The following is a 26,161-nucleotide window of genomic DNA, read 5'->3' as shown; positions in this document are numbered from 1 at the left end:
GTATACCCTTATCGATTTAATTGATTTCAGGAAAAATATGATCTAGTTTATTGTTAATTTCGTCTAGCATAGAAACTTCTGCTTTACCAGAGGAAAGGATTTTTAAATTAAAATGGCAAAACAAAAGTTAAATAGAACCCCCCTTTTTAGCATGGTTAAGGGGGGGGTTCTCGGTCAATTTTTTATCTGAAGCCTTTTTAAAAGTAATAAAGTGCTTAGATATATTTGCGATATGAAATTAGAAATAAATACGGAACAAACTCATTCCAATCAGTTATTTCAATTATCTCGTATTAGGGATAGAACCACACTCATTTCGAAGTTTTAAAAAAAAGAAGAGATATTCAATTCTGGTTGCCTATCTAGGTAACACGAAACAAGATCTAATTGAATTATTTTTTTAACTTGATTATATAAACTAACACCAATACATGAAAAAAGCATAGGATGTACTATTATTAGTACAAGTATGATAAATGTCCTAATAAATAATTCTTTTACAAAATTATTTGATTAGAAAGGAGAATAGATATGCCATATGGTTTTTATGATGGATACGGATATGGATATGGATACGGATATGGAAATAGTCGGAGATATGATCTTTGTAACGTGTTAAATATTCGTCAAGGGGATCGAATTATTGTTCGTTCCGCTGGTCATATTATTGGTACAGGTACATTTATTCGTACGGAAAGTCGTCATATTGTTTGGATTGACCAAAATAATAATTTTCGTGCAACAGATTTAGCAACGATTGATGTTGCGAAAACATTTTGTTGTGATCTTGTAAATGAAGCGCCAGGTTTTGTGGATTAAACGTATGTTGGTAGCACAGATTTTGTTAGTCTATTTAAAATGTGATAAATACTGTTTGTATATAAAAAATTCTATTACATGGGAATGATCTCTCCCTAAAAAATAGATTGTTTACACTGTAAATACAAAGACCAAGATACTATAGTATCTTGGTCTTTGTATTTACAGTGTATTGTGGATTGTGTATGTAATTATGTAGATACATGACAAAAGAACCAACGATTTCTTTTGTCATAAAGTATACATATCAATTCAGAAAGGAAGAAAATACAATGGAATGGTCGTCTCATCAATGTGAGTGTGAAAAATGTAAAAAACAACAGATGTTAACACCAGAAAGATTACATCAATTTCATGGAGTAAAAGAAGGAGATTGGATTAAAATTTTTTCTAGTGGAAAATATATAGGATCAGGTGTATTTTTAGGGATTGAAAAAACAATGATTATTTGGATTGACCGACAGAGTAATAAGAATATAACGAATATAAACAATATTACGATTAAAAAAATGACTTCTGGTTATGAGCATTTGAAAAATAACAGATAGAAAAAAACAGAATCTTATTTTTTCTATAGCAAATAAGATTCTGTTTTTTTTGGAATAGGACAACTTATCGTGTGGTATATATTTTTATAAATATAGTTACTTAAACGTATGCGATTTTACATGTGAATAAACGGTTATAAAGAATCGTTCAAATCCATATGGTCAGGAAAAAAAGAACGTTCTTTTCGAATACTGCTGACACGTAAATCAGTAAAATTCATATTGCCTTTGCGATCAAACCAAATTAAATTTCTACCATCCACACGTAAAAATGTACCGTGTCCTAATAAATTACCGGCTGAATAAACAGCAATAGCATCCCCTTCTAAACAACGTAAATGACAAAATTCACTCATTATGATCTCTCCCTGTTGTTTGTTTAAAAATATTTCATTTTATATATATGTAAGAGTAAAAATTCAGCTTGGATATTTGTCTCATGAAAAATGAAAAAAGTGGGAGGTGTATATATGGATAATTATACAGAAATCAATCATCCATATGAAATGTTAGAAAAGGATAGCCGACATACATCAGTTAGTACGCCAAATAGAAAAGTAATTCATTTAAATAGTATTATTAAAATTCCAAAAGAATATGAATTAGAATTAATAGAAATAGAGAATATGTCTTATAATTTAAATGATGTATCCTTAATACAAGAACTAGGGAAAAAAATGATTTCCATAGACGAATGTGGAGAAACAGAAATAGAATTATATATGTTAAAAGCAAAAGGATCGATTTCGTTTATTGCCAATATTGATGTAGTTCCAAAATTTGAATATAAATCAAAAATAGGATTTGTAAATAATAATAGAGATAATAAGATTACGATTTCTATTATAGAGACAATTCCAGTAGATCAAGTATTAAAATATAGTTTTAAACCGTTAGGAAATCATGTGATTGATATCTACCATATTCAATTAAAAGAATTACAAATAGCATCGATTTCACCGGTAGAAAAAAATGTATTACGTTTATCAGGAGTTTTTATCTTTTCGTATGAATAATATTTGGAAAAGATGAGATAGGCACAAAAATTAAAACTTCATTTCAAGAAAATGAGGGATGGAAAACCGTTCGGTTTTCATTTTTTTAATTATCGTACGACTCATGTAAAATATAATATGATTACAAATACCTATATAACGGCTGGAAATAGGACAGATTCTGAGCCGTATTTAGCACGTCTACAAGCTCAAATTTATTAATTTATATTGTTTGCATTTACTAAAATTAAAAAGGAGTGCAGAGTGTTGGGAAAGGTATCATAAGCTATGATACCTTTTTTTATTTTTGTTATATCTTGTAACAAGCATGAATTCTGCATTGATAGTTCGCGGTCATTAAATTCCTGGAAAGTGAATATAAATCAAAGTTGATTAAGCAATGATGTTTGGATTTAATTGGATGTTTTTTTTTTGAAATTTATTTTAGGAAGAATATGCTTTTTTAGAGTTTGATCTGAAAAATGACTACAAGTATTATCTTGATGGAATTTTAATCCTAAAGCTTTAAAAATAACTTCAGTTTGTACTGGAGATAGACTAAGTGATATTGAATTACTATCATCGTCATCCAAATAAATATTTAATTCAACGCTTTCAATCATTGTTTTTCATCTCCAATTTTTCTGATGTATTCTGTAATGTTTTTTGTTCTGGAATTAATTTTTGTTTTCCCCTTAAAATTTCAATAGAGTTTAAAGGTTTATTTTCTTCATAATAGCTTAATAATATTTGTCGTTTTGTGTCATTTCCTTTCATCATGATGTTTGGGTTTACGATATAAACACCATTTTGTTTTTTCTTTATAAAGTTGTTTTTTTGTAGTTTTTTCATGATAGTTGCTACAGTTCCATAAGCTACTCCAACATCGTCTGAAATACTTCTGTATGTGCCTATGAAGAGGTTATTTGATGGGTTTGTATTTTCTGCTATGTATATAAAAACATCTAGTTGTTTGTTGTCTATGATTCCTAAGACAGTTAAAAAATCCATTAAGTACATTTTCCAAAAGTTTTTAGTCCCGTAGACTCTTTTTGTAATTTGGTCTACATGAATAATTTCCCCAGTTTCAGCGTCTATTAATTCTCTTTTCTTTTGACCAACTAAAGTTTGGGTATTTACATTGTATTCTAGACTTTTATCATGTTCTGACACTATTCGCCCTCTTTTCATTATCTTGTTTTTAATTATACCTTTTAATTCATTTTATTTATATCAAACAGTATAGAGCATAATCTCCACTTAGTACATTCAAAATATATCAAACAGTATAGAAGACTATATCAAATGATACAGAATATTATATCAACCGAAACGGCTAAAACCCTTGATATAACTGGGTTTGCACTACTTTTTTATAGAATTTACTCTCTTCTATAATCAAAAGGGCTTTTCACAAAGCAATAGTCGAGTCGTATTTTTTGAAAAAACCACTCAAAAAATCTCCACTCTTTTGCTATTGCTTTGTGAAATTCGGCAGGTGATTATTTATCGCCAAGCCGACCAGACCAAAAACAAGGATGTATTGCTCGACTTGGATTTACAAGTATACCCGCCGAACCGCCAGTTTTATCGCTCTAAAAAATAAGCTTACTCTATATTCAGTTACGTGAAGTTCTTGGGGGCTAGCCCCCAAACCCCCAGCCAGCACTTACACCCAAAAACAAGGGGAACTTTGTTGGATTCCCTTGTTTTCGATGAATAGTTACAAAAATTAAACGTTTGTTTAATAAAATGTGAACATAAATTTAAGACCTATATAGGATAAAAATAAGAAAATACTGTAAAATAGATTACCTTGACGAATAGTTAAGCTTCGCCAAAATTCACGAGTTTTATTATGTTTACAATTGTATCTATCGGACCGTCCGAATCTATCGTTTAAGAATTTCATTTATGCTATATGTAGTTACGTTAAATTCCTGGGAGATAACCCCCAAACCCTCAGCCAGCATTTACATCCAAAAACAAAAGGGAACTTACTAAATCTATAGTTTAAAACTAAACAATGATTTAATATATATCTTTCTCAATATCACAATGCGCCTGAGAGGCTTCTATTCCCTTCGTAACGGGATATATCAATTCATAGTATTTACCATTAGTAGCAACTTCAAAGTCCGTATGGTCCGATTTAGTGTGGTCTATCAAAGGATTAAGGAGTTGGGAAGTTAGATGGATCTGGGGTAGAGTTCTCCAGTGGGTTTGGGCAACGTTCAAGGTTGAGGAAGTTGCCATGCAAGCATAGCCGACGAGGGCCCTATATGATTTTGATACAGAATATCCAAGATATGTATTTTGTTTAAAAGGATATTCGAAGTGTATACAAAGAGGTGTTTCAAGAAGTAGTATATTTTTTAAAAATATAAGGATTCCTACAAGAAAAAAATAAAAAGAGATACAAGGGGTTTGTCAACGGTAAGCGGACCGTAGGGAGCATTAAGGAGTTGACAAATTCGCATTAACCAGACCCTCTTGTTGGTTTCAAACGGTACCCGTTTGAACCTGCCTACCGGCGAGGGAGCCCCCTCAAAAAGTGAGGGGGTTGGGGGTGTTTTTTATATGGGGGCTGGGGAAGAGTTCCCCAGTGGGTTTGGGCAACGCCCAAGGTTGAGGAAGTTGCCATGCATGCATGGCTCGGCATAGCCGACAAAAATTTTTGGGGAGTTTGTAGGGGGTATGCCCCCTCAAGGTCTGATGGGACGTTTACGTTCCATCAAGCAGTATTTGGGTACCAAATACGACGCTTGCTCATCCGACTGATTTTTACTATAATAGGAGTACAAAAGTACGACGATTTTAGTAAAAATCTTATGCCAAGCGGGCATACTTTAGAGGATGCGGGTTTTATGAGTGAGAAGAGATTAGAGCCGAAACAAATTAAATTTCGGGTAACAGAAGACGAATTCGAACGGTTGACGCTTATGGCGGATAACGTTGGAATGAGTGTGCCGGCTTTCGTGAAAGCCAAGGCACAAAGGATGAGAGTAAGACAACCGAAAATAGATAGGCAAGGGGCATTGGAAATTGCACGGGAATTACGAAGAGTGGGTACTAATGTAAATCAAATTGCGAGATGGTGTAATAAACGAACAGAGGTGAGCCAAGAAGAATGTAAAAGATTGCATGTAAATGTAGAAGAAATAAGAAAGAGGTTGGAACAAGCGTGGCAACAATTAAGTTAGGAAAAGCATCTCAGTCAGCAGTAGGCACATTAAAATATTGTGAACAAAAAGCAGTAGTGAAAAGTGGAAAAGATTGTAATGTTGAATTTGCACAAAGACAGTTTAAAACAACACGGGATTTATTTGGTCAAGATAAGGGAAGACAAGCTTATATGGTTATTCAATCATTTAAGCCGGGAGAAGTAACAGCGGAAAGTGCAAATGAAATAGGATTAGAATTTGCGGAGAAATGTTTTAAAGGACATGAGGTGACAGTATATACCCATACAGATAAAGAACATATTCATAATCATTTAGTCGTGAATAGCGTTCATTTTGAGACGGGTAGGAAGCTTCAGATCAACAAGAAGGATATTTATGAGTTACAAGCCTATAATGATCAAATTACGCGTAACAAAGGTCTCTTTGTGCTTGATAATAAAGAGAAAGCGAGAGAACGGTATGTAAGGACAGATTACGAATTACATAGCAAAGGCAAAATGTCATATAGAGAAGAGATTAAAAACAAAGTGTTAGATGAATTGCCAAAAGCAATGAATATAACTGAGTTTATAAGATTGTTGGTACAGAGAAATATAGAAATCTATGAGTTTGGAAAAAAAGAGAAGAAAATCGGTTATAAATTGATAGATAAAGAAGGGAACTTACTTTTAAAAGTGAGCGGAAAAAAATTAGGACAAGATTATGAAAGGGGAACGATTGTATATGCCATTGAACAGAATAGAGAACGTGGAAGAAGTGTCCAGAGAACATTTGACTGGGGATCCGTTGCAGCTGAACTTGAAAATCAAGGAACTCGAATATCAGAACGCACTGTTGATGGAATCCCTTCAGAAATACAAGAACGAATCAGAGAAACAAAACAACGAGTTGAGGGAAGAAGTCAAGAAACACGTAGAGATAATAGGGAAAATGAGGAACGACATGATAAAAACGTTCAATCACATGTACAAGAATACAAATCAAGTCAGTCAAGAAGTGAGCAACCAGTTAGAACAAATCGTAAATCAGAACGAGATTTTGAAAGATAGTGTAAGTGAAGTATTACAAGAGGGAATTGCAGAGAAAGTGAAAAGTGTATCAAAAGAGATTGAAAACTATGGAAAACAAGTCAATCAAACATTGAAAAATATGAATAGTGAAATACGAGAACCGATTCAGAAGCATGGTGTAAGGTTAAAAAGATTATCAGAGGAATTACAACAAAACTACAATACACATATGTGGAAAAGCACATTTCGAGATGGATTGGTAACAGTAAATTTATTTGCAACACCTATTTTAATTCTTAGTTTTCTTGTATGGTTTTTTTGGTTTAATTAATTTATATTTGTAATATCAGGCGTATGGACATAAGACATTGTTTGAAAAATGAATTTTTGTTCAAGATAGAAGAATGAGTTTACTCTATCTTTGAATGAGCTTTAGCTTAAGATCTTTTAACAGGATTTTAGTTTGAGATATGATTTTAGTTGTCGACATGTATGTCTAAATTCACCTGCTTTAAGTAGATGGTTGTTTGCGTTTATATAAGCTGTTTCGATTAACTCTAATGGTTTTATATTAGAACCTTATTTCTTCTTGTTATATAGGTGGATAGACTACTTAAAATGAATAAATAAAAATCCAATGTATCTGTTTTTCATATTTTTGGTCTATTAAAACTACAGTTTACATATTTATGATACTATGTGAACTCTTTTTAATAAAAAAATGGTTTAAAGTTCTGAGGATATGATATACATATAAATTGTAAGCGGTGTCTGTATATTCAGATTCTTATTGATACCTTGTATGCTTACTTTTCTAAAATAATGATTCGATTTTTTTCAGGATTTCACTCTATTTTTTTGTGAAATATGTAATTAGTACTTTTAACTAAAAACAGTCTTAACTACTTAGTTAAAACATTAGAAATTTTTTATAAGCATATAAACACTATATAAGATGTATGATCTATACATGTTTATTATTTTCCATATCAAAATTCATAAGTAACAATTTTATAAATACATATGTATAGTAAAGATATCTCTGTTATTTTCAAAATAATTTAGAAAAGAAAGGAACATGTGTATGCCTAGTATAGATCAAATATTACAAGCACTTCCAAAAGACACTGGTGCAGTGAATTATAAAACTAGCCTTACTGTAGTTGAAAAAGCAGTGCCAAATATTGTTAAAGATATTAATCAAGGAAATATTAATAATACAGCTAAAGCTATAGCTGTGTATGGTGCTTCATTAATTCCATATGCAGGTGTATTAATTTCTCCACTCATTAGTTTATTATGGCCAGAGTTAGGAGGAAGTAAAACACTCCAACAAATGAGAAAAGAAATTTCAGATGAGATAGACAAAAAAATTACAGATACATTTAAAGAGTATGACAAAGCTAATATTCTAGCCCTAATCACACCATTATTCGAGAGAATTGAAAAATTTGAAAAGTTAATCAATGGGTCAGCTGGAATTAATTATGAAAGCATAAAAGATGTTGCTTATAGTGATATAAGTAGTACTGATATTGATATGAGTAGTAATATACTATCACCTGGAGAATATTATATAACGACAGCGGACTTTGCTGCAACGGAGGCAAAGGACATTGCTGCTGATTTTGTTAAGGTTATAGCAAACTGTATGAAAAATCCTCCTGGTACTAGCTTAATAGCTGATATAGATATTTGGGAATTGCCTATATATGTTGTTCTTGCAACTGCCCATTTGCAATTTTTATATTTTGTGACTGTAAATGGAAAAGGAGATAAAATTCACCTGCCTGATGATGTTTTGAAAACATATTTTTCTGATGAACTTACGACGAAACATATAGAATATCGTGATTATATAGAACGTACGTATAAAAAAGGATTTGATCGGTTCGAGTCTAAAATGAGCGCGTTAGCAAATGGTCGTAATGACCGCGAACGTTTAGAATTTTTAAACAGTCAAATCAAATATTATTCAACTGCTGAAGCACATATTTCAGTAAATCCAGCCTTAGTGAAGCAATGGACGGATAGATTAGAAGCATATAATAAGCTCATAACAGAAAGAGATAAATATCTTGCAATTACAATCAATACCACAATATTTAATATGGCTGTACCTGGTAAATGGATTGGAAATACTTCAAATGGTTATTTCTATGTAAGTCCAGAAAATTCAGTGGTTCATTGCTATAGATGGCTAAACGATCAAAATCATTATTATTATCTTGATCCTAATAATAATGGACGAATGAAAATAGGATGGTTTATAGATTTAGATGAAAACTGGTATTACTTTAATCCTCCTCAGTCTGACACAAATCACAATTCAAAATTTGCAGAGGGAGAAATGTTTGCTAATACTGATTCTGTAATAAACAGTAATCGATATTATTTTAATTCGGGTGGATCATGTAAAAACCCATATTCAACAGAATCAGTAGGAACAACAGAATCAGGAGGACTAATCCTAAAAGAAGGAATTTACAAAATAGAAGTTAGTAGGGGTAGATTTTTAGCTAGTAATAAGGATAAGATAAAGGGTGTACCTAAAAATGTTGTAGCAACTTTTCCAGTAGACAGTAGCCAACAATGGCTTGCGAAATTCGATCAATCAAAAAAAGCTTATCAATTTATAAATCAAGACGATTCTAATTGGGTTTTGGCATGGAATAAAGATGAAAAATATTATGACCAGATGCTTATTGTTGCACCAAATGTAGGTAAAGATGAGCATTATTGGATTATATCGTCAGCAGGAAATGGATGGTTTTATATGAAAAATTATGCTGACCAGAAAGAAAACATGTATTTATCTTACGCCCAGAATCCTGTATATCTAACAGTAATTCCAGATAGTGGCTCTCATGCTCAATTGAAATTTGTTTAATATTAGTTATAAAAAAGTATAAGTTTTTAAACATGAGGTATTTTTTTTGAAAACTTATTGTATAAGAAATTACCTATAAAATATCGGATATTCATTGTGCTAAAAAGACCTAGTGGTTTTGCTTATAATATATATAATTTTAACTTTCATTATTATAGATTACGTATAGTAAGAAATTTAAGTTATTTTGTTTTTTAATAGAACTAAAGAAGCACACATAATAATCATGTGTGCTTCTTTAGTTCTATTAAAAAACTTACCTTATATTTTAATCTATTTTTTGAATATTTTCGCATCGGAATTTATAAGTAAGAATAGCATAAATATGCAGAGTAAAGAAGTAAAGATATTACTTTTATTTTCAAAATAATCTAGAAGAGAAAGGAACATGTGTATGCCTAGTATAGATCAAATATTACAAGCACTTCCAAAAGACACTTCTGCAGTGAATTATAAAACGAATCTTACTGCAGTTGAAAAAGTAATACCAAACATTGTTAAAGATATCAACCAAGGAACTATTAATAATATCGCTAAAGCTATAGCTGTGTATGGTGCTTCATTAATTCCATATGGAGGTGTGTTGATTTCTCCACTCATTAGTTTATTATGGCCAGAGTTAGGAGGAAGTAAGACACTCCAACAAATGAGAAAAGAAATTACAGATGAGATAAATACAAAAATTACAGATACATTTCAAAAGTATGATGAATCTACTATTAAGAAACAAATCATACCACTTTTTGAGGAGCTTCAAAAGTTCGAAAAGTTAATCAATGAGACAGTTGGAGTTAAATATGACAGTATTCATAACGTTACTTATAGTGATATTAGTAGTGATATACGATCACCTGGAGATTATTATGCAGGAACTGTAGATGAAACTGTTCCTGTCGTGGCACGTACTATTGACTCACAATTTAATACCATTATATCAAACTGTATGAAAGCGCCTGATTCTACTAACTTACTAGCTGATATAGATATTTGGGAATTGCCTATATACGTTATTCTTGCAATCGCTCATTTGCAATTTTTATATTTTATGACTGTAAATGGAAAAGGAGATAAAATTCAATTAGATGAGCACAATTGGAAAATATATTATTCCTATCCACTTGATAAAAAAAATAGAGAATATCGAGATTATATAGAAAATACATATAAAAAAGGGTTACAACAGTTCGAGTTTAAAATGAACAATATATGTACAAATGGTAAGAATGACTACAAACGTTTAATTTTTCTAAACAGTCAAATCAATTATTATTCAACGTTTCAAGCACATATTTCAGTAAATCAAAATGTAGTAAACCGATGGAAAAATAAATTAGAACAATATGAGAATCTCATAAAAGAAAGAAATAAATATCTTGCGCTTACAATTAATACGACAGCATTAAACTTATCTTTACCTGGTAGATGGATAACAGAAGAAGATCGTTATTATTATCTAGATAACAATGATTGCAGAAAATATAGATGGCTAAATGATCAAAATCATTATTATTATTTTAATCCTGAAAAATACGGAAAAATGCAAACTGGATGGTATATAGATGTAAATCAAAAATGGTATTATTTTAATCCTTATCCTCAAAATTACAATCATAATTTATATCTTGCAGTGGGAGAAATGTTCCACAGTGGTCATTATATCATAGACAATCATGGTTATCATTTTAATAACAGCGGAATATGCGGAAATCCATATACAGCGCAATTAGAATTAAGTAAAACAATATATTCTGGAACTTATAAATTAGTAGACCCTCAAAAAAACAATCTTGTTTTAGGTGTTAATTATAATAAAACATATGATATATCTAACAACATTGTAGCATTTTTAACACGAGATAATCAAGATATGAGTCAAGAATGGGAATTCATATTCGAATCTGATAAAAATGCTTATCAAATTATAAATAAAAAAAATTCTCATCTAGTTTTATCATGGGATAAAACGGAAGAACAGTATAATAAAAACATCATCGTTGCACCAAATAAAAATAAAGACGAGCAGTATTGGATTTTAATCGGTATACAAAATGAATGTAGAATCATCAATTACGCTGAACAGAATAAAAAAATGGGAATAACAACTACTGGATACAGTGAAGTGTATATAGGAGTAATACCAGGTAATATTACAAGAGCATTTACACTTGAAAAATAGGAATAACCAATTATAAATACAATCAATCCCTCTTAGAACTTGTCTAGAATCTTTTCAGTAAAATCGCAACACCTGCAAATAAGTAACTTTGTCTACTATTTTCAAGCGTTCATTCACAATTCTTTCACAGTCTGCGGTAATTTTCCAACCAAGCAAAGGTGCGTTCCACAATCCAGTGTTTCGGTAGCACGACAAACTTGTGAAGTTCAGGGCGTTTGATGATTTCAACCGAACAATTAATAGTCTCTTTTATCGATTGTGCAAATGATTGGCTTCGAAAAATGGGAAGTGAGAATCTAGCGGAGAAATTGGATTGAGTAAAGAAATTGAACAATCCGTACAAGCTTTAGAACCGAAAAAAGAACGCGATAGAGGGTTTGAACATAAAATAATAAAATAGGGGTCATTAACCCCTATTTTATTATTTTATGGTGTTTTACTTCTTTTCTGACTTGTTCTAAGTTTTTATCTCGTCCTCTAAAAGCAAAGGATGGATCTAAACGGTATGTATTAGACGCACCTACTTTTGGACCTTTTACCAAAATACCATGCTCAAATAGTTCTTTAATTGCTCGTGAAATATGTGGGGGCTTCATGTTTAATTCTTCAGCTAGATCTTTTTGTCTAATTCTTAACCAATTTTCATAATCTAATTTTGCTAATAAAATCATATATACACGTAATGTCTCGCCTTTTAAATTAAGTTTTGCAACATGTGTTAATCCTTCTTGGAACATCATAACCCAGTCCCCCTTATAAACTTTTTTCTGTTTTGTTGGAGTTAATAAATACTGTTGAATTTCGCCTGTTTTTTCATCAGGTACTTCAATAAAAATATCTTTATCTAATGATGACATTTTTTAGTCCTCCAATATTAATAATAGTTACCTCTCTCGGTATCTATTATACATACCAAATATGGTAAGAACAATACCAAATATGGTAACTATTTATATAAAAAAACCCTTAATACATAAGGGTTTTTTTATATGCTCTTTGTGTCTTTTATAATAAGGGCTAAAAATTCCGCAAGGAATAGGTAGTATTTTTGAGTGAAAATCACTCAAAAATCTCCACCTTTTTCGCTTCGCTACATCCTTGCGGAATTTTTTTCGGCAGAACATTGTTTTTCGCCAAGCCGACTAGACTAAAAACGAGAATGTATTGCTCGACTTGGATTTGCAAGTATACCTGCCGAACCGCCAGTTTTATCGCTCTAAAAAATAAGCTTACTCTATATTCAGTTACGTGAAGTTCCTGAGGACCAGCCCCCAAACCTCCAGCCAGCACTTACACCCAAAAACAAGGGGAAAACAAACAAAAGAATTCTAAACATCTGTAAAACGTTTCAAATTCCTTTGTACCGTTTTACAGATGTTTAGAATAGTAAGAGGCGGCCTATATGATTACCATTTGTTGTAGACACTATAAAGGCCTTTAAAACGAGATAAAGGGGTATACCTTTATCGATTTAATTGATTTCAGGAAAAATATGATCTAGTTTATTGTTAATTTCGTCTAGCATAGAAACTTCTGCTTTACCAGAGGAAAGGATTTTTAAATTAAAATGGCAAAAACAAAAGTTAAATAGAACCCCCCTTTTTAGCATGGTTAAGGGGGGGGTTCTCGGTCAATTTTTATCTGAAGCCTTTTTAAAAGTAATAAAGTGCTTAGAATATATTTGCGATATGAAATTAGAAATAAATACGGAACAAACTCATTCCAATCAGTTATTTCAATTATCTCGTATTAGGGATAGAACCACACTCATTTCGAAGTTTTAAAAAAAAGAAGAGATATACAATTCTGGTTGCCTATCTAGTAACACGAAACCAAGATCTAATTGAATTATTTTTTTAACTTGATTATATAAACTAACACCAATACATGAAAAAAGCATAGGATGTACTATTATTAGTACAAGTATGATAAATGTCCTAATAAATAATTCTTTTTACAAAATTATTTGATTAGAAAGGAGAATAGATATGCCATATGGTTTTTATGATGGATACGGATATGGATATGGATACGGATATGGAAATAGTCGGAGATATGATCTTTGTAACGTGTTAAATATTCGTCAAGGGGATCGAATTATTGTTCGTTCCGCTGGTCATATTATTGGTACAGGTACATTTATTCGTACGGAAAGTCGTCATATTGTTTGGATTGACCAAAATAATAATTTTCGTGCAACAGATTTAGCAACGATTGATGTTGCGAAAACATTTTGTTGTGATCTTGTAAATGAAGCGCCAGGTTTTGTGGATTAAACGTATGTTGGTAGCACAGATTTTGTTTAGTCTATTTAAAATGTGATAAATACTGTTTGTATATAAAAAATTCTATTACATGGGAATGATCTCTCCCTAAAAAATAGATTGTTTACACTGTAAATACAAAGACCAAGATACTATAGTATCTTGGTCTTTGTATTTACAGTGTATTGTGGATTGTGTATGTAATTATGTAGATACATGACAAAAGAACCAACGATTTCTTTTGTCATAAAGTATACATATCAATTCAGAAAGGAAGAAAATACAATGGAATGGTCGTCTCATCAATGTGAGTGTGAAAAATGTAAAAAACAACAGATGTTAACACCAGAAAGATTACATCAATTTCATGGAGTAAAAGAAGGAGATTGGATTAAAATTTTTTCTAGTGGAAAATATATAGGATCAGGTGTATTTTTAGGGATTGAAAAAACAATGATTATTTGGATTGACCGACAGAGTAATAAGAATATAACGAATATAAACAATATTACGATTAAAAAAATGACTTCTGGTTATGAGCATTTGAAAAATAACAGATAGAAAAAAACAGAATCTTATTTTTTCTATAGCAAATAAGATTCTGTTTTTTTTGGAATAGGACAACTTATCGTGTGGTATATATTTTTATAAATATAGTTACTTAAACGTATGCGATTTTACATGTGAATAAACGGTTATAAAGAATCGTTCAAATCCATATGGTCAGGAAAAAAAGAACGTTCTTTTCGAATACTGCTGACACGTAAATCAGTAAAATTCATATTGCCTTTGCGATCAAACCAAATTAAATTTCTACCATCCACACGTAAAAATGTACCGTGTCCTAATAAATTACCGGCTGAATAAACAGCAATAGCATCCCCTTCTAAACAACGTAAATGACAAAATTCACTCATTATGATCTCTCCCTGTTGTTTGTTTAAAAATATTTCATTTTATATATATGTAAGAGTAAAAATTCAGCTTGGATATTTGTCTCATGAAAAATGAAAAAAGTGGGAGGTGTATATATGGATAATTATACAGAAATCAATCATCCATATGAAATGTTAGAAAAGGATAGCCGACATACATCAGTTAGTACGCCAAATAGAAAAGTAATTCATTTAAATAGTATTATTAAAATTCCAAAAGAATATGAATTAGAATTAATAGAAATAGAGAATATGTCTTATAATTTAAATGATGTATCCTTAATACAAGAACTAGGGAAAAAAATGATTTCCATAGACGAATGTGGAGAAACAGAAATAGAATTATATATGTTAAAAGCAAAAGGATCGATTTCGTTTATTGCCAATATTGATGTAGTTCCAAAATTTGAATATAAATCAAAAATAGGATTTGTAAATAATAATAGAGATAATAAGATTACGATTTCTATTATAGAGACAATTCCAGTAGATCAAGTATTAAAATATAGTTTTAAACCGTTAGGAAATCATGTGATTGATATCTACCATATTCAATTAAAAGAATTACAAATAGCATCGATTTCACCGGTAGAAAAAAATGTATTACGTTTATCAGGAGTTTTTATCTTTTCGTATGAATAATATTTGGAAAAGATGAGATAGGCACAAAAATTAAAACTTCATTTCAAGAAAATGAGGGATGGAAAACCGTTCGGTTTTCATTTTTTTAATTATCGTACGACTCATGTAAAATATAATATGATTACAAATACCTATATAACGGCTGGAAATAGGACAGATTCTGAGCCGTATTTAGCACGTCTACAAGCTCAAATTTATTAATTTATATTGTTTGCATTTACTAAAATTAAAAAGGAGTGCAGAGTGTTGGGAAAGGTATCATAAGCTATGATACCTTTTTTTATTTTTGTTATATCTTGTAACAAGCATGAATTCTGCATTGATAGTTCGCGGTCATTAAATTCCTGGAAAGTGAATATAAATCAAAGTTGATTAAGCAATGATGTTTGGATTTAATTGGATGTTTTTTTTTTGAAATTTATTTTAGGAAGAATATGCTTTTTTAGAGTTTGATCTGAAAAATGACTACAAGTATTATCTTGATGGAATTTTAATCCTAAAGCTTTAAAAATAACTTCAGTTTGTACTGGAGATAGACTAAGTGATATTGAATTACTATCATCGTCATCCAAATAAATATTTAATTCAACGCTTTCAATCATTGTTTTTCATCTCCAATTTTTCTGATGTATTCTGTAATGTTTTTTGTTCTGGAATTAATTTTTGTTTTCCCCTTAAAATTTCAATAGAGTTTAAAGGTTTATTTTCTTCATAATAGCTTAATAATATTTGTCGTTTTGTGTCATTTCCTTTCATCATGATGTTTGGGTTTACGATATAAACACCATTTTGTTTTTTCTTTATAAAGTTGTTTTTTTGTAGTTTTTTCATGATAGTTGCTACAGTTCCATAAGCTACTCCAACATCGTCTGAAATACTTCTGTATGTGCCTATGAAGAGGTTATTTGATGGGTTTGTATTTTCTGCTATGTATATAAAAACATCTAGTTGTTTGTTGTCTATGATTCCTAAGACAGTTAAAAAATCCATTAAGTACATTTTCCAAAAGTTTTTAGTCCCGTAGACTCTTTTTGTAATTTGGTCTACATGAATAATTTCCCCAGTTTCAGCGTCTATTAATTCTCTTTTCTTTTGACCAACTAAAGTTTGGGTATTTACATTGTATTCTAGACTTTTATCATGTTCTGACACTATTCGCCCTCTTTTCATTATCTTGTTTTTAATTATACCTTTTAATTCATTTTATTTATATCAAACAGTATAGAGCATAATCTCCACTTAGTACATTCAAAATATATCAAACAGTATAGAAGACTATATCAAATGATACAGAATATTATATCAACCGAAACGGCTAAAACCCTTGATATAACTGGGTTTGCACTACTTTTTTATAGAATTTACTCTCTTCTATAATCAAAAGGGCTTTTCACAAAGCAATAGTCGAGTCGTATTTTTTGAAAAAACCACTCAAAAAATCTCCACTCTTTTGCTATTGCTTTGTGAAATTCGGCAGGTGATTATTTATCGCCAAGCCGACCAGACCAAAAACAAGGATGTATTGCTCGACTTGGATTTACAAGTATACCCGCCGAACCGCCAGTTTTATCGCTCTAAAAAATAAGCTTACTCTATATTCAGTTACGTGAAGTTCTTGGGGGCTAGCCCCCAAACCCCCAGCCAGCACTTACACCCAAAAACAAGGGGAACTTTGTTGGATTCCCTTGTTTTCGATGAATAGTTACAAAAATTAAACGTTTGTTTAATAAAATGTGAACATAAATTTAAGACCTATATAGGATAAAAATAAGAAAATACTGTAAAATAGATTACCTTGACGAATAGTTAAGCTTCGCCAAAATTCACGAGTTTTATTATGTTTACAATTGTATCTATCGGACCGTCCGAATCTATCGTTTAAGAATTTCATTTATGCTATATGTAGTTACGTTAAATTCCTGGGAGATAACCCCCAAACCCTCAGCCAGCATTTACATCCAAAAACAAAAGGGAACTTACTAAATCTATAGTTTAAAACTAAACAATGATTTAATATATATCTTTCTCAATATCACAATGCGCCTGAGAGGCTTCTATTCCCTTCGTAACGGGATATATCAATTCATAGTATTTACCATTAGTAGCAACTTCAAAGTCCGTATGGTCCGATTTAGTGTGGTCTATCAAAGGATTAAGGAGTTGGGAAGTTAGATGGATCTGGGGTAGAGTTCTCCAGTGGGTTTGGGCAACGTTCAAGGTTGAGGAAGTTGCCATGCAAGCATAGCCGACGAGGGCCCTATATGATTTTGATACAGAATATCCAAGATATGTATTTTGTTTAAAAGGATATTCGAAGTGTATACAAAGAGGTGTTTCAAGAAGTAGTATATTTTTTAAAAATATAAGGATTCCTACAAGAAAAAAATAAAAAGAGATACAAGGGGTTTGTCAACGGTAAGCGGACCGTAGGGAGCATTAAGGAGTTGACAAATTCGCATTAACCAGACCCTCTTGTTGGTTTCAAACGGTACCCGTTTGAACCTGCCTACCGGCGAGGGAGCCCCCTCAAAAAGTGAGGGGGTTGGGGGTGTTTTTTATATGGGGGCTGGGGAAGAGTTCCCCAGTGGGTTTGGGCAACGCCCAAGGTTGAGGAAGTTGCCATGCATGCATGGCTCGGCATAGCCGACAAAAATTTTTGGGGAGTTTGTAGGGGGTATGCCCCCTCAAGGTCTGATGGGACGTTTACGTTCCATCAAGCAGTATTTGGGTACCAAATACGACGCTTGCTCATCCGACTGATTTTTACTATAATAGGAGTACAAAAGTACGACGATTTTAGTAAAAATCTTATGCCAAGCGGGCATACTTTAGAGGATGCGGGTTTTATGAGTGAGAAGAGATTAGAGCCGAAACAAATTAAATTTCGGGTAACAGAAGACGAATTCGAACGGTTGACGCTTATGGCGGATAACGTTGGAATGAGTGTGCCGGCTTTCGTGAAAGCCAAGGCACAAAGGATGAGAGTAAGACAACCGAAAATAGATAGGCAAGGGGCATTGGAAATTGCACGGGAATTACGAAGAGTGGGTACTAATGTAAATCAAATTGCGAGATGGTGTAATAAACGAACAGAGGTGAGCCAAGAAGAATGTAAAAGATTGCATGTAAATGTAGAAGAAATAAGAAAGAGGTTGGAACAAGCGTGGCAACAATTAAGTTAGGAAAAGCATCTCAGTCAGCAGTAGGCACATTAAAATATTGTGAACAAAAAGCAGTAGTGAAAAGTGGAAAAGATTGTAATGTTGAATTTGCACAAAGACAGTTTAAAACAACACGGGATTTATTTGGTCAAGATAAGGGAAGACAAGCTTATATGGTTATTCAATCATTTAAGCCGGGAGAAGTAACAGCGGAAAGTGCAAATGAAATAGGATTAGAATTTGCGGAGAAATGTTTTAAAGGACATGAGGTGACAGTATATACCCATACAGATAAAGAACATATTCATAATCATTTAGTCGTGAATAGCGTTCATTTTGAGACGGGTAGGAAGCTTCAGATCAACAAGAAGGATATTTATGAGTTACAAGCCTATAATGATCAAATTACGCGTAACAAAGGTCTCTTTGTGCTTGATAATAAAGAGAAAGCGAGAGAACGGTATGTAAGGACAGATTACGAATTACATAGCAAAGGCAAAATGTCATATAGAGAAGAGATTAAAAACAAAGTGTTAGATGAATTGCCAAAAGCAATGAATATAACTGAGTTTATAAGATTGTTGGTACAGAGAAATATAGAAATCTATGAGTTTGGAAAAAAAGAGAAGAAAATCGGTTATAAATTGATAGATAAAGAAGGGAACTTACTTTTAAAAGTGAGCGGAAAAAAATTAGGACAAGATTATGAAAGGGGAACGATTGTATATGCCATTGAACAGAATAGAGAACGTGGAAGAAGTGTCCAGAGAACATTTGACTGGGGATCCGTTGCAGCTGAACTTGAAAATCAAGGAACTCGAATATCAGAACGCACTGTTGATGGAATCCCTTCAGAAATACAAGAACGAATCAGAGAAACAAAACAACGAGTTGAGGGAAGAAGTCAAGAAACACGTAGAGATAATAGGGAAAATGAGGAACGACATGATAAAAACGTTCAATCACATGTACAAGAATACAAATCAAGTCAGTCAAGAAGTGAGCAACCAGTTAGAACAAATCGTAAATCAGAACGAGATTTTGAAAGATAGTGTAAGTGAAGTATTACAAGAGGGAATTGCAGAGAAAGTGAAAAGTGTATCAAAAGAGATTGAAAACTATGGAAAACAAGTCAATCAAACATTGAAAAATATGAATAGTGAAATACGAGAACCGATTCAGAAGCATGGTGTAAGGTTAAAAAGATTATCAGAGGAATTACAACAAAACTACAATACACATATGTGGAAAAGCACATTTCGAGATGGATTGGTAACAGTAAATTTATTTGCAACACCTATTTTAATTCTTAGTTTTCTTGTATGGTTTTTTTGGTTTAATTAATTTATATTTGTAATATCAGGCGTATGGACATAAGACATTGTTTGAAAAATGAATTTTTGTTCAAGATAGAAGAATGAGTTTACTCTATCTTTGAATGAGCTTTAGCTTAAGATCTTTTAACAGGATTTTAGTTTGAGATATGATTTTAGTTGTCGACATGTATGTCTAAATTCACCTGCTTTAAGTAGATGGTTGTTTGCGTTTATATAAGCTGTTTCGATTAACTCTAATGGTTTTATATTAGAACCTTATTTCTTCTTGTTATATAGGTGGATAGACTACTTAAAATGAATAAATAAAAATCCAATGTATCTGTTTTTCATATTTTTGGTCTATTAAAACTACAGTTTACATATTTATGATACTATGTGAACTCTTTTTAATAAAAAAATGGTTTAAAGTTCTGAGGATATGATATACATATAAATTGTAAGCGGTGTCTGTATATTCAGATTCTTATTGATACCTTGTATGCTTACTTTTCTAAAATAATGATTCGATTTTTTTCAGGATTTCACTCTATTTTTTTGTGAAATATGTAATTAGTACTTTTAACTAAAAACAGTCTTAACTACTTAGTTAAAACATTAGAAATTTTTTATAAGCATATAAACACTATATAAGATGTATGATCTATACATGTTTATTATTTTCCATATCAAAATTCATAAGTAACAATTTTATAAATACATATGTATAGTAAAGATATCTCTGTTATTTTCAAAATAATTTAGAAAAGAAAGGAACATGTGTATGCCTAGTATAGATCAAATATTACAAGCACTTCCAAAAGACACTGGTGCAGTGAATTATAAAACTAGCCTTACTGTAGTTGAAAAAGCAGTGCCAAATATTGTTAAAGATATTAATCAAGGAAATATTAATAATACAGCTAAAGCTATAGCTGTGTATGGTGCTTCATTAATTCCATATGCAGGTGTATTAATTTCTCCACTCATTAGTTTATTATGGCCAGAGTTAGGAGGAAGTAAAACACTCCAACAAATGAGAAAAGAAATTTCAGATGAGATAGACAAAAAAATTACAGATACATTTAAAGAGTATGACAAAGCTAATATTCTAGCCCTAATCACACCATTATTCGAGAGAATTGAAAAATTTGAAAAGTTAATCAATGGGTCAGCTGGAATTAATTATGAAAGCATAAAAGATGTTGCTTATAGTGATATAAGTAGTACTGATATTGATATGAGTAGTAATATACTATCACCTGGAGAATATTATATAACGACAGCGGACTTTGCTGCAACGGAGGCAAAGGACATTGCTGCTGATTTTGTTAAGGTTATAGCAAACTGTATGAAAAATCCTCCTGGTACTAGCTTAATAGCTGATATAGATATTTGGGAATTGCCTATATATGTTGTTCTTGCAACTGCCCATTTGCAATTTTTATATTTTGTGACTGTAAATGGAAAAGGAGATAAAATTCACCTGCCTGATGATGTTTTGAAAACATATTTTTCTGATGAACTTACGACGAAACATATAGAATATCGTGATTATATAGAACGTACGTATAAAAAAGGATTTGATCGGTTCGAGTCTAAAATGAGCGCGTTAGCAAATGGTCGTAATGACCGCGAACGTTTAGAATTTTTAAACAGTCAAATCAAATATTATTCAACTGCTGAAGCACATATTTCAGTAAATCCAGCCTTAGTGAAGCAATGGACGGATAGATTAGAAGCATATAATAAGCTCATAACAGAAAGAGATAAATATCTTGCAATTACAATCAATACCACAATATTTAATATGGCTGTACCTGGTAAATGGATTGGAAATACTTCAAATGGTTATTTCTATGTAAGTCCAGAAAATTCAGTGGTTCATTGCTATAGATGGCTAAACGATCAAAATCATTATTATTATCTTGATCCTAATAATAATGGACGAATGAAAATAGGATGGTTTATAGATTTAGATGAAAACTGGTATTACTTTAATCCTCCTCAGTCTGACACAAATCACAATTCAAAATTTGCAGAGGGAGAAATGTTTGCTAATACTGATTCTGTAATAAACAGTAATCGATATTATTTTAATTCGGGTGGATCATGTAAAAACCCATATTCAACAGAATCAGTAGGAACAACAGAATCAGGAGGACTAATCCTAAAAGAAGGAATTTACAAAATAGAAGTTAGTAGGGGTAGATTTTTAGCTAGTAATAAGGATAAGATAAAGGGTGTACCTAAAAATGTTGTAGCAACTTTTCCAGTAGACAGTAGCCAACAATGGCTTGCGAAATTCGATCAATCAAAAAAAGCTTATCAATTTATAAATCAAGACGATTCTAATTGGGTTTTGGCATGGAATAAAGATGAAAAATATTATGACCAGATGCTTATTGTTGCACCAAATGTAGGTAAAGATGAGCATTATTGGATTATATCGTCAGCAGGAAATGGATGGTTTTATATGAAAAATTATGCTGACCAGAAAGAAAACATGTATTTATCTTACGCCCAGAATCCTGTATATCTAACAGTAATTCCAGATAGTGGCTCTCATGCTCAATTGAAATTTGTTTAATATTAGTTATAAAAAAGTATAAGTTTTTAAACATGAGGTATTTTTTTTGAAAACTTATTGTATAAGAAATTACCTATAAAATATCGGATATTCATTGTGCTAAAAAGACCTAGTGGTTTTGCTTATAATATATATAATTTTAACTTTCATTATTATAGATTACGTATAGTAAGAAATTTAAGTTATTTTGTTTTTTAATAGAACTAAAGAAGCACACATAATAATCATGTGTGCTTCTTTAGTTCTATTAAAAAACTTACCTTATATTTTAATCTATTTTTTGAATATTTTCGCATCGGAATTTATAAGTAAGAATAGCATAAATATGCAGAGTAAAGAAGTAAAGATATTACTTTTATTTTCAAAATAATCTAGAAGAGAAAGGAACATGTGTATGCCTAGTATAGATCAAATATTACAAGCACTTCCAAAAGACACTTCTGCAGTGAATTATAAAACGAATCTTACTGCAGTTGAAAAAGTAATACCAAACATTGTTAAAGATATCAACCAAGGAACTATTAATAATATCGCTAAAGCTATAGCTGTGTATGGTGCTTCATTAATTCCATATGGAGGTGTGTTGATTTCTCCACTCATTAGTTTATTATGGCCAGAGTTAGGAGGAAGTAAGACACTCCAACAAATGAGAAAAGAAATTACAGATGAGATAAATACAAAAATTACAGATACATTTCAAAAGTATGATGAATCTACTATTAAGAAACAAATCATACCACTTTTTGAGGAGCTTCAAAAGTTCGAAAAGTTAATCAATGAGACAGTTGGAGTTAAATATGACAGTATTCATAACGTTACTTATAGTGATATTAGTAGTGATATACGATCACCTGGAGATTATTATGCAGGAACTGTAGATGAAACTGTTCCTGTCGTGGCACGTACTATTGACTCACAATTTAATACCATTATATCAAACTGTATGAAAGCGCCTGATTCTACTAACTTACTAGCTGATATAGATATTTGGGAATTGCCTATATACGTTATTCTTGCAATCGCTCATTTGCAATTTTTATATTTTATGACTGTAAATGGAAAAGGAGATAAAATTCAATTAGATGAGCACAATTGGAAAATATATTATTCCTATCCACTTGATAAAAAAAATAGAGAATATCGAGATTATATAGAAAATACATATAAAAAAGGGTTACAACAGTTCGAGTTTAAAATGAACAATATATGTACAAATGGTAAGAATGACTACAAACGTTTAATTTTTCTAAACAGTCAAATCAATTATTATTCAACGTTTCAAGCACATATTTCAGTAAATCAAAATGTAGTAAACCGATGGAAAAATAAATTAGAACAATATGAGAATCTCATAAAAGAAAGAAATAAATATCTTGCGCTTACAATTAATACGACAGCATTAAACTTATCTTTACCTGGTAGATGGATAACAGAAGAAGATCGTTATTATTATCTAGATAACAATGATTGCAGAAAATATAGATGGCTAAATGATCAAAATCATTATTATTATTTTAATCCTGAAAAATACGGAAAAATGCAAACTGGATGGTATATAGATGTAAATCAAAAATGGTATTATTTTAATCCTTATCCTCAAAATTACAATCATAATTTATATCTTGCAGTGGGAGAAATGTTCCACAGTGGTCATTATATCATAGACAATCATGGTTATCATTTTAATAACAGCGGAATATGCGGAAATCCATATACAGCGCAATTAGAATTAAGTAAAACAATATATTCTGGAACTTATAAATTAGTAGACCCTCAAAAAAACAATCTTGTTTTAGGTGTTAATTATAATAAAACATATGATATATCTAACAACATTGTAGCATTTTTAACACGAGATAATCAAGATATGAGTCAAGAATGGGAATTCATATTCGAATCTGATAAAAATGCTTATCAAATTATAAATAAAAAAAATTCTCATCTAGTTTTATCATGGGATAAAACGGAAGAACAGTATAATAAAAACATCATCGTTGCACCAAATAAAAATAAAGACGAGCAGTATTGGATTTTAATCGGTATACAAAATGAATGTAGAATCATCAATTACGCTGAACAGAATAAAAAAATGGGAATAACAACTACTGGATACAGTGAAGTGTATATAGGAGTAATACCAGGTAATATTACAAGAGCATTTACACTTGAAAAATAGGAATAACCAATTATAAATACAATCAATCCCTCTTAGAACTTGTCTAGAATCTTTTCAGTAAAATCGCAACACCTGCAAATAAGTAACTTTGTCTACTATTTTCAAGCGTTCATTCACAATTCTTTCACAGTCTGCGGTAATTTTCCAACCAAGCAAAGGTGCGTTCCACAATCCAGTGTTTCGGTAGCACGACAAACTTGTGAAGTTCAGGGCGTTTGATGATTTCAACCGAACAATTAATAGTCTCTTTTATCGATTGTGCAAATGATTGGCTTCGAAAAATGGGAAGTGAGAATCTAGCGGAGAAATTGGATTGAGTAAAGAAATTGAACAATCCGTACAAGCTTTAGAACCGAAAAAAGAACGCGATAGAGGGTTTGAACATAAAATAATAAAATAGGGGTCATTAACCCCTATTTTATTATTTTATGGTGTTTTACTTCTTTTCTGACTTGTTCTAAGTTTTTATCTCGTCCTCTAAAAGCAAAGGATGGATCTAAACGGTATGTATTAGACGCACCTACTTTTGGACCTTTTACCAAAATACCATGCTCAAATAGTTCTTTAATTGCTCGTGAAATATGTGGGGGCTTCATGTTTAATTCTTCAGCTAGATCTTTTTGTCTAATTCTTAACCAATTTTCATAATCTAATTTTGCTAATAAAATCATATATACACGTAATGTCTCGCCTTTTAAATTAAGTTTTGCAACATGTGTTAATCCTTCTTGGAACATCATAACCCAGTCCCCCTTATAAACTTTTTTCTGTTTTGTTGGAGTTAATAAATACTGTTGAATTTCGCCTGTTTTTTCATCAGGTACTTCAATAAAAATATCTTATCTAATGATGACATTTTTTAGTCCTCCAATATTAATAATAGTTACCTCTCTCGGTATCTATTATACATACCAAATATGGTAAGAACAATACCAAATATGGTAACTATTTATATAAAAAAAACCCTTAATACATAAGGGTTTTTTTATATGCTCTTTGTGTCTTTTATAATAAGGGCTAAAAATTCCGCAAGGAATAGGTAGTATTTTTGAGTGAAAATCACTCAAAAATCTCCACCTTTTTCGCTTCGCTACATCCTTGCGGAATTTTTTTCGGCAGAACATTGTTTTTCGCCAAGCCGACTAGACTAAAAACGAGAATGTATTGCTCGACTTGGATTTGCAAGTATACCCTGCCGAACCGCCAGTTTTATCGCTCTAAAAAATAAGCTTACTCTATATTCAGTTACGTGAAGTTCCTGAGGACCAGCCCCCAAACCTCCAGCCAGCACTTACACCCAAAAACAAGGGGAAAACAAACAAAAGAATTCTAAAACATCTGTAAAACGTTTCAAATTCCTTTGTACCGTTTTACAGATGTTTAGAATAGTAAGAGGCGGCCTATATGATTACCATTTGTTGTAGACACTATAAAGGCCTTTAAAACGAGATAAAGGG

The 26,161-nt window shown here is 31.4% G+C and carries 26 protein-coding genes and 4 pseudogenes; 18 read left to right on the top strand and 12 right to left on the bottom strand.

Annotated features, from left to right (window positions below; all coding sequences use genetic code 11):
• Positions 1–531: 531 nt before the first annotated feature.
• Together I6L50_RS34520 and I6L50_RS34515 are read left to right on the top strand one after the other, a co-directional pair.
• Positions 532–819 carry a hypothetical protein gene (locus I6L50_RS34520; protein WP_219304775.1) on the top strand — a complete coding sequence of 96 codons (288 nt, stop codon included), beginning with the start codon at positions 532–534 and terminating at the stop codon, positions 817–819.
• A gap of 272 nt (positions 820–1,091) precedes the next feature.
• Positions 1,092–1,367, top strand: a complete 276-nt coding sequence (locus I6L50_RS34515; RefSeq protein ID WP_219304772.1) for a hypothetical protein — start codon at positions 1,092–1,094, stop codon at positions 1,365–1,367.
• Positions 1,368–1,501: 134 nt separating this feature from the next.
• Here I6L50_RS34515 and I6L50_RS34510 read toward each other — a convergent pair whose 3' ends face one another.
• Positions 1,502–1,723: a hypothetical protein gene (locus I6L50_RS34510; RefSeq protein WP_219304771.1), complete on the bottom strand. Its 222-nt coding sequence runs from the start codon at positions 1,721–1,723 to the stop codon at positions 1,502–1,504.
• Positions 1,724–1,837: 114 nt separating this feature from the next.
• Between I6L50_RS34510 and I6L50_RS34505 the strand changes: the two genes are divergently transcribed.
• Together I6L50_RS34505 and I6L50_RS34500 are read left to right on the top strand one after the other, a co-directional pair.
• Positions 1,838–2,383, top strand: coding sequence for a hypothetical protein (locus tag I6L50_RS34505; RefSeq protein WP_219304770.1), 546 nt, complete (start codon positions 1,838–1,840; stop codon positions 2,381–2,383).
• Positions 2,384–2,434: 51 nt separating this feature from the next.
• Positions 2,435–2,578 (top strand): annotated as a pseudogene (locus I6L50_RS34500) (IS5/IS1182 family transposase); the annotation flags it as partial.
• 197 nt (positions 2,579–2,775) lie between these two features.
• On the opposite strand, the gene I6L50_RS34495 reads toward I6L50_RS34500, so the two are convergent.
• Both I6L50_RS34495 and I6L50_RS34490 read right to left on the bottom strand, forming a co-directional pair.
• On the bottom strand, positions 2,776–2,985 hold the full coding sequence (locus I6L50_RS34495; protein ID WP_219304769.1) for a hypothetical protein: 210 nt from the start codon (positions 2,983–2,985) through the stop codon (positions 2,776–2,778).
• A complete protein-coding gene (locus tag I6L50_RS34490; protein WP_219304768.1) occupies positions 2,978–3,535 on the bottom strand; it encodes a replication/maintenance protein RepL in 558 nt (185 codons plus the stop codon). Before I6L50_RS34490 ends, I6L50_RS34495 begins: the two co-directional genes overlap by 8 nt.
• 1,694 nt (positions 3,536–5,229) lie before the next feature.
• On the opposite strand from I6L50_RS34490, the gene I6L50_RS34485 reads away from it, so the two are divergent.
• The 5 genes from I6L50_RS34485 to I6L50_RS34465 all read left to right on the top strand — a co-directional run bounded on the left by I6L50_RS34485 (position 5,230) and on the right by I6L50_RS34465 (position 11,623).
• A complete protein-coding gene (locus I6L50_RS34485; RefSeq protein WP_219304767.1) occupies positions 5,230–5,565 on the top strand; it encodes a MobC family plasmid mobilization relaxosome protein in 336 nt (111 codons plus the stop codon).
• On the top strand, positions 5,547–6,596 hold the full coding sequence (locus I6L50_RS34480) for a relaxase/mobilization nuclease domain-containing protein (RefSeq protein WP_219304766.1): 1,050 nt from the start codon (positions 5,547–5,549) through the stop codon (positions 6,594–6,596). Before I6L50_RS34485 ends, I6L50_RS34480 begins: the two co-directional genes overlap by 19 nt.
• A complete protein-coding gene (locus I6L50_RS34475; protein WP_257475540.1) occupies positions 6,586–6,888 on the top strand; it encodes an RNA-binding protein in 303 nt (100 codons plus the stop codon). Before I6L50_RS34480 ends, I6L50_RS34475 begins: the two co-directional genes overlap by 11 nt.
• A 753-nt stretch (positions 6,889–7,641) precedes the next feature.
• Positions 7,642–9,447: an insecticidal delta-endotoxin Cry8Ea1 family protein gene (locus tag I6L50_RS34470; RefSeq protein WP_219304764.1), complete on the top strand. Its 1,806-nt coding sequence runs from the start codon at positions 7,642–7,644 to the stop codon at positions 9,445–9,447.
• 394 nt (positions 9,448–9,841) lie between these two features.
• Positions 9,842–11,623 (top strand): hypothetical protein, encoded by a 1,782-nt coding sequence (locus tag I6L50_RS34465; RefSeq protein ID WP_219304762.1) that lies wholly within the window; start codon positions 9,842–9,844, stop codon positions 11,621–11,623.
• 127 nt (positions 11,624–11,750) lie between these two features.
• Here I6L50_RS34465 and I6L50_RS34460 read toward each other — a convergent pair.
• From I6L50_RS34460 to I6L50_RS34450, 3 genes and pseudogenes are all read right to left on the bottom strand, one after another.
• A pseudogene (locus I6L50_RS34460) lies at positions 11,751–11,852 on the bottom strand (IS5/IS1182 family transposase); the annotation flags it as partial.
• Positions 11,853–12,036: 184 nt separating this feature from the next.
• Complete coding sequence (locus I6L50_RS34455; protein ID WP_219304760.1) at positions 12,037–12,480, bottom strand: helix-turn-helix domain-containing protein; 444 nt, start codon at positions 12,478–12,480, stop codon at positions 12,037–12,039.
• Between the two features lie 202 nt (positions 12,481–12,682).
• A complete protein-coding gene (locus I6L50_RS34450; protein ID WP_219304759.1) occupies positions 12,683–12,898 on the bottom strand; it encodes a hypothetical protein in 216 nt (71 codons plus the stop codon).
• A 713-nt stretch (positions 12,899–13,611) separates the two neighbouring features.
• Here I6L50_RS34450 and I6L50_RS34445 point away from each other — a divergent pair.
• Both I6L50_RS34445 and I6L50_RS34440 read left to right on the top strand, forming a co-directional pair.
• On the top strand, positions 13,612–13,899 hold the full coding sequence (locus tag I6L50_RS34445; RefSeq protein WP_219304775.1) for a hypothetical protein: 288 nt from the start codon (positions 13,612–13,614) through the stop codon (positions 13,897–13,899).
• A 273-nt stretch (positions 13,900–14,172) separates the two neighbouring features.
• Complete coding sequence (locus I6L50_RS34440; RefSeq protein WP_219304772.1) at positions 14,173–14,448, top strand: hypothetical protein; 276 nt, start codon at positions 14,173–14,175, stop codon at positions 14,446–14,448.
• Positions 14,449–14,582: 134 nt separating this feature from the next.
• Here I6L50_RS34440 and I6L50_RS34435 read toward each other — a convergent pair whose 3' ends face one another.
• Complete coding sequence (locus I6L50_RS34435) at positions 14,583–14,804, bottom strand: hypothetical protein (protein ID WP_219304771.1); 222 nt, start codon at positions 14,802–14,804, stop codon at positions 14,583–14,585.
• Positions 14,805–14,918: 114 nt separating this feature from the next.
• Between I6L50_RS34435 and I6L50_RS34430 the strand changes: the two genes are divergently transcribed.
• Together I6L50_RS34430 and I6L50_RS34425 are read left to right on the top strand one after the other, a co-directional pair.
• Positions 14,919–15,464 carry a hypothetical protein gene (locus I6L50_RS34430; protein WP_219304770.1) on the top strand — a complete coding sequence of 182 codons (546 nt, stop codon included), beginning with the start codon at positions 14,919–14,921 and terminating at the stop codon, positions 15,462–15,464.
• A gap of 51 nt (positions 15,465–15,515) precedes the next feature.
• Positions 15,516–15,659: pseudogene (locus I6L50_RS34425) on the top strand (IS5/IS1182 family transposase); the annotation flags it as partial.
• Positions 15,660–15,856: 197 nt separating this feature from the next.
• Here the strand turns inward: I6L50_RS34425 and I6L50_RS34420 are convergent.
• The gene (locus I6L50_RS34420; protein WP_219304769.1) at positions 15,857–16,066 is read right to left on the bottom strand and encodes a hypothetical protein; all 210 of its coding nucleotides are present in this window, start codon (positions 16,064–16,066) and stop codon (positions 15,857–15,859) included.
• Positions 16,059–16,616 (bottom strand): replication/maintenance protein RepL, encoded by a 558-nt coding sequence (locus I6L50_RS34415; protein ID WP_219304768.1) that lies wholly within the window; start codon positions 16,614–16,616, stop codon positions 16,059–16,061. The genes I6L50_RS34420 and I6L50_RS34415 overlap by 8 nt, the downstream gene beginning before the upstream one ends.
• 1,694 nt (positions 16,617–18,310) lie before the next feature.
• Between I6L50_RS34415 and I6L50_RS34410 the strand changes: the two genes are divergently transcribed.
• From I6L50_RS34410 to I6L50_RS34390, 5 genes are all read left to right on the top strand, one after another.
• On the top strand, positions 18,311–18,646 hold the full coding sequence (locus tag I6L50_RS34410; RefSeq protein ID WP_219304767.1) for a MobC family plasmid mobilization relaxosome protein: 336 nt from the start codon (positions 18,311–18,313) through the stop codon (positions 18,644–18,646).
• Complete coding sequence (locus tag I6L50_RS34405; protein ID WP_219304766.1) at positions 18,628–19,677, top strand: relaxase/mobilization nuclease domain-containing protein; 1,050 nt, start codon at positions 18,628–18,630, stop codon at positions 19,675–19,677. The genes I6L50_RS34410 and I6L50_RS34405 overlap by 19 nt, the downstream gene beginning before the upstream one ends.
• Positions 19,667–19,969 (top strand): RNA-binding protein, encoded by a 303-nt coding sequence (locus tag I6L50_RS34400; protein ID WP_257475540.1) that lies wholly within the window; start codon positions 19,667–19,669, stop codon positions 19,967–19,969. The genes I6L50_RS34405 and I6L50_RS34400 overlap by 11 nt, the downstream gene beginning before the upstream one ends.
• 753 nt (positions 19,970–20,722) lie before the next feature.
• Complete coding sequence (locus I6L50_RS34395) at positions 20,723–22,528, top strand: insecticidal delta-endotoxin Cry8Ea1 family protein (RefSeq protein WP_219304764.1); 1,806 nt, start codon at positions 20,723–20,725, stop codon at positions 22,526–22,528.
• 394 nt (positions 22,529–22,922) lie between these two features.
• The gene (locus tag I6L50_RS34390) at positions 22,923–24,704 is read left to right on the top strand and encodes a hypothetical protein (protein ID WP_219304762.1); all 1,782 of its coding nucleotides are present in this window, start codon (positions 22,923–22,925) and stop codon (positions 24,702–24,704) included.
• Positions 24,705–24,831: 127 nt separating this feature from the next.
• Here I6L50_RS34390 and I6L50_RS34385 read toward each other — a convergent pair.
• The 3 genes and pseudogenes from I6L50_RS34385 to I6L50_RS35590 all read right to left on the bottom strand — a co-directional run.
• Positions 24,832–24,933: pseudogene (locus tag I6L50_RS34385) on the bottom strand (IS5/IS1182 family transposase); the annotation flags it as partial.
• A 184-nt stretch (positions 24,934–25,117) separates the two neighbouring features.
• Entirely contained in the window at positions 25,118–25,504 is a 387-nt protein-coding gene (locus tag I6L50_RS34380) for a helix-turn-helix domain-containing protein (protein ID WP_257475542.1), read from the bottom strand.
• 259 nt (positions 25,505–25,763) lie between these two features.
• Positions 25,764–25,889 (bottom strand): hypothetical protein, encoded by a 126-nt coding sequence (locus tag I6L50_RS35590; protein WP_257475541.1) that lies wholly within the window; start codon positions 25,887–25,889, stop codon positions 25,764–25,766.
• Positions 25,890–26,161 lie beyond the last annotated feature (272 nt).

Origin of the sequence: Bacillus sp. FDAARGOS_1420 (assembly GCF_019344915.1) — a bacterium.
GTDB lineage: Bacteria > Bacillota > Bacilli > Bacillales > Bacillaceae_G > Bacillus_A > Bacillus_A mycoides.
Note: the sequence above shows the minus strand (reverse complement) of the source record. Positions and strands in the feature narration are given on the sequence as shown.

Excerpts from the sequence above, each read along its gene's own strand:
- I6L50_RS34520 (WP_219304775.1), top strand. The coding sequence starts at position 532 with ATGCCATATGGTTTTTATGATGGATACGGATATGGATATGGATACGGA.
- I6L50_RS34515 (WP_219304772.1), top strand. The coding sequence starts at position 1,092 with ATGGAATGGTCGTCTCATCAATGTGAGTGTGAAAAATGTAAAAAACAA.
- I6L50_RS34510 (WP_219304771.1), bottom strand. The coding sequence starts at position 1,723 with ATGAGTGAATTTTGTCATTTACGTTGTTTAGAAGGGGATGCTATTGCT.
- I6L50_RS34505 (WP_219304770.1), top strand. The coding sequence starts at position 1,838 with ATGGATAATTATACAGAAATCAATCATCCATATGAAATGTTAGAAAAG.
- I6L50_RS34495 (WP_219304769.1), bottom strand. The coding sequence starts at position 2,985 with ATGATTGAAAGCGTTGAATTAAATATTTATTTGGATGACGATGATAGT.
- I6L50_RS34485 (WP_219304767.1), top strand. The coding sequence starts at position 5,230 with ATGAGTGAGAAGAGATTAGAGCCGAAACAAATTAAATTTCGGGTAACA.
- I6L50_RS34470 (WP_219304764.1), top strand. The coding sequence starts at position 7,642 with ATGCCTAGTATAGATCAAATATTACAAGCACTTCCAAAAGACACTGGT.
- I6L50_RS34465 (WP_219304762.1), top strand. The coding sequence starts at position 9,842 with ATGCCTAGTATAGATCAAATATTACAAGCACTTCCAAAAGACACTTCT.
- I6L50_RS34455 (WP_219304760.1), bottom strand. The coding sequence starts at position 12,480 with ATGTCATCATTAGATAAAGATATTTTTATTGAAGTACCTGATGAAAAA.
- I6L50_RS34445 (WP_219304775.1), top strand. The coding sequence starts at position 13,612 with ATGCCATATGGTTTTTATGATGGATACGGATATGGATATGGATACGGA.
- I6L50_RS34440 (WP_219304772.1), top strand. The coding sequence starts at position 14,173 with ATGGAATGGTCGTCTCATCAATGTGAGTGTGAAAAATGTAAAAAACAA.
- I6L50_RS34435 (WP_219304771.1), bottom strand. The coding sequence starts at position 14,804 with ATGAGTGAATTTTGTCATTTACGTTGTTTAGAAGGGGATGCTATTGCT.
- I6L50_RS34430 (WP_219304770.1), top strand. The coding sequence starts at position 14,919 with ATGGATAATTATACAGAAATCAATCATCCATATGAAATGTTAGAAAAG.
- I6L50_RS34420 (WP_219304769.1), bottom strand. The coding sequence starts at position 16,066 with ATGATTGAAAGCGTTGAATTAAATATTTATTTGGATGACGATGATAGT.
- I6L50_RS34410 (WP_219304767.1), top strand. The coding sequence starts at position 18,311 with ATGAGTGAGAAGAGATTAGAGCCGAAACAAATTAAATTTCGGGTAACA.
- I6L50_RS34395 (WP_219304764.1), top strand. The coding sequence starts at position 20,723 with ATGCCTAGTATAGATCAAATATTACAAGCACTTCCAAAAGACACTGGT.
- I6L50_RS34390 (WP_219304762.1), top strand. The coding sequence starts at position 22,923 with ATGCCTAGTATAGATCAAATATTACAAGCACTTCCAAAAGACACTTCT.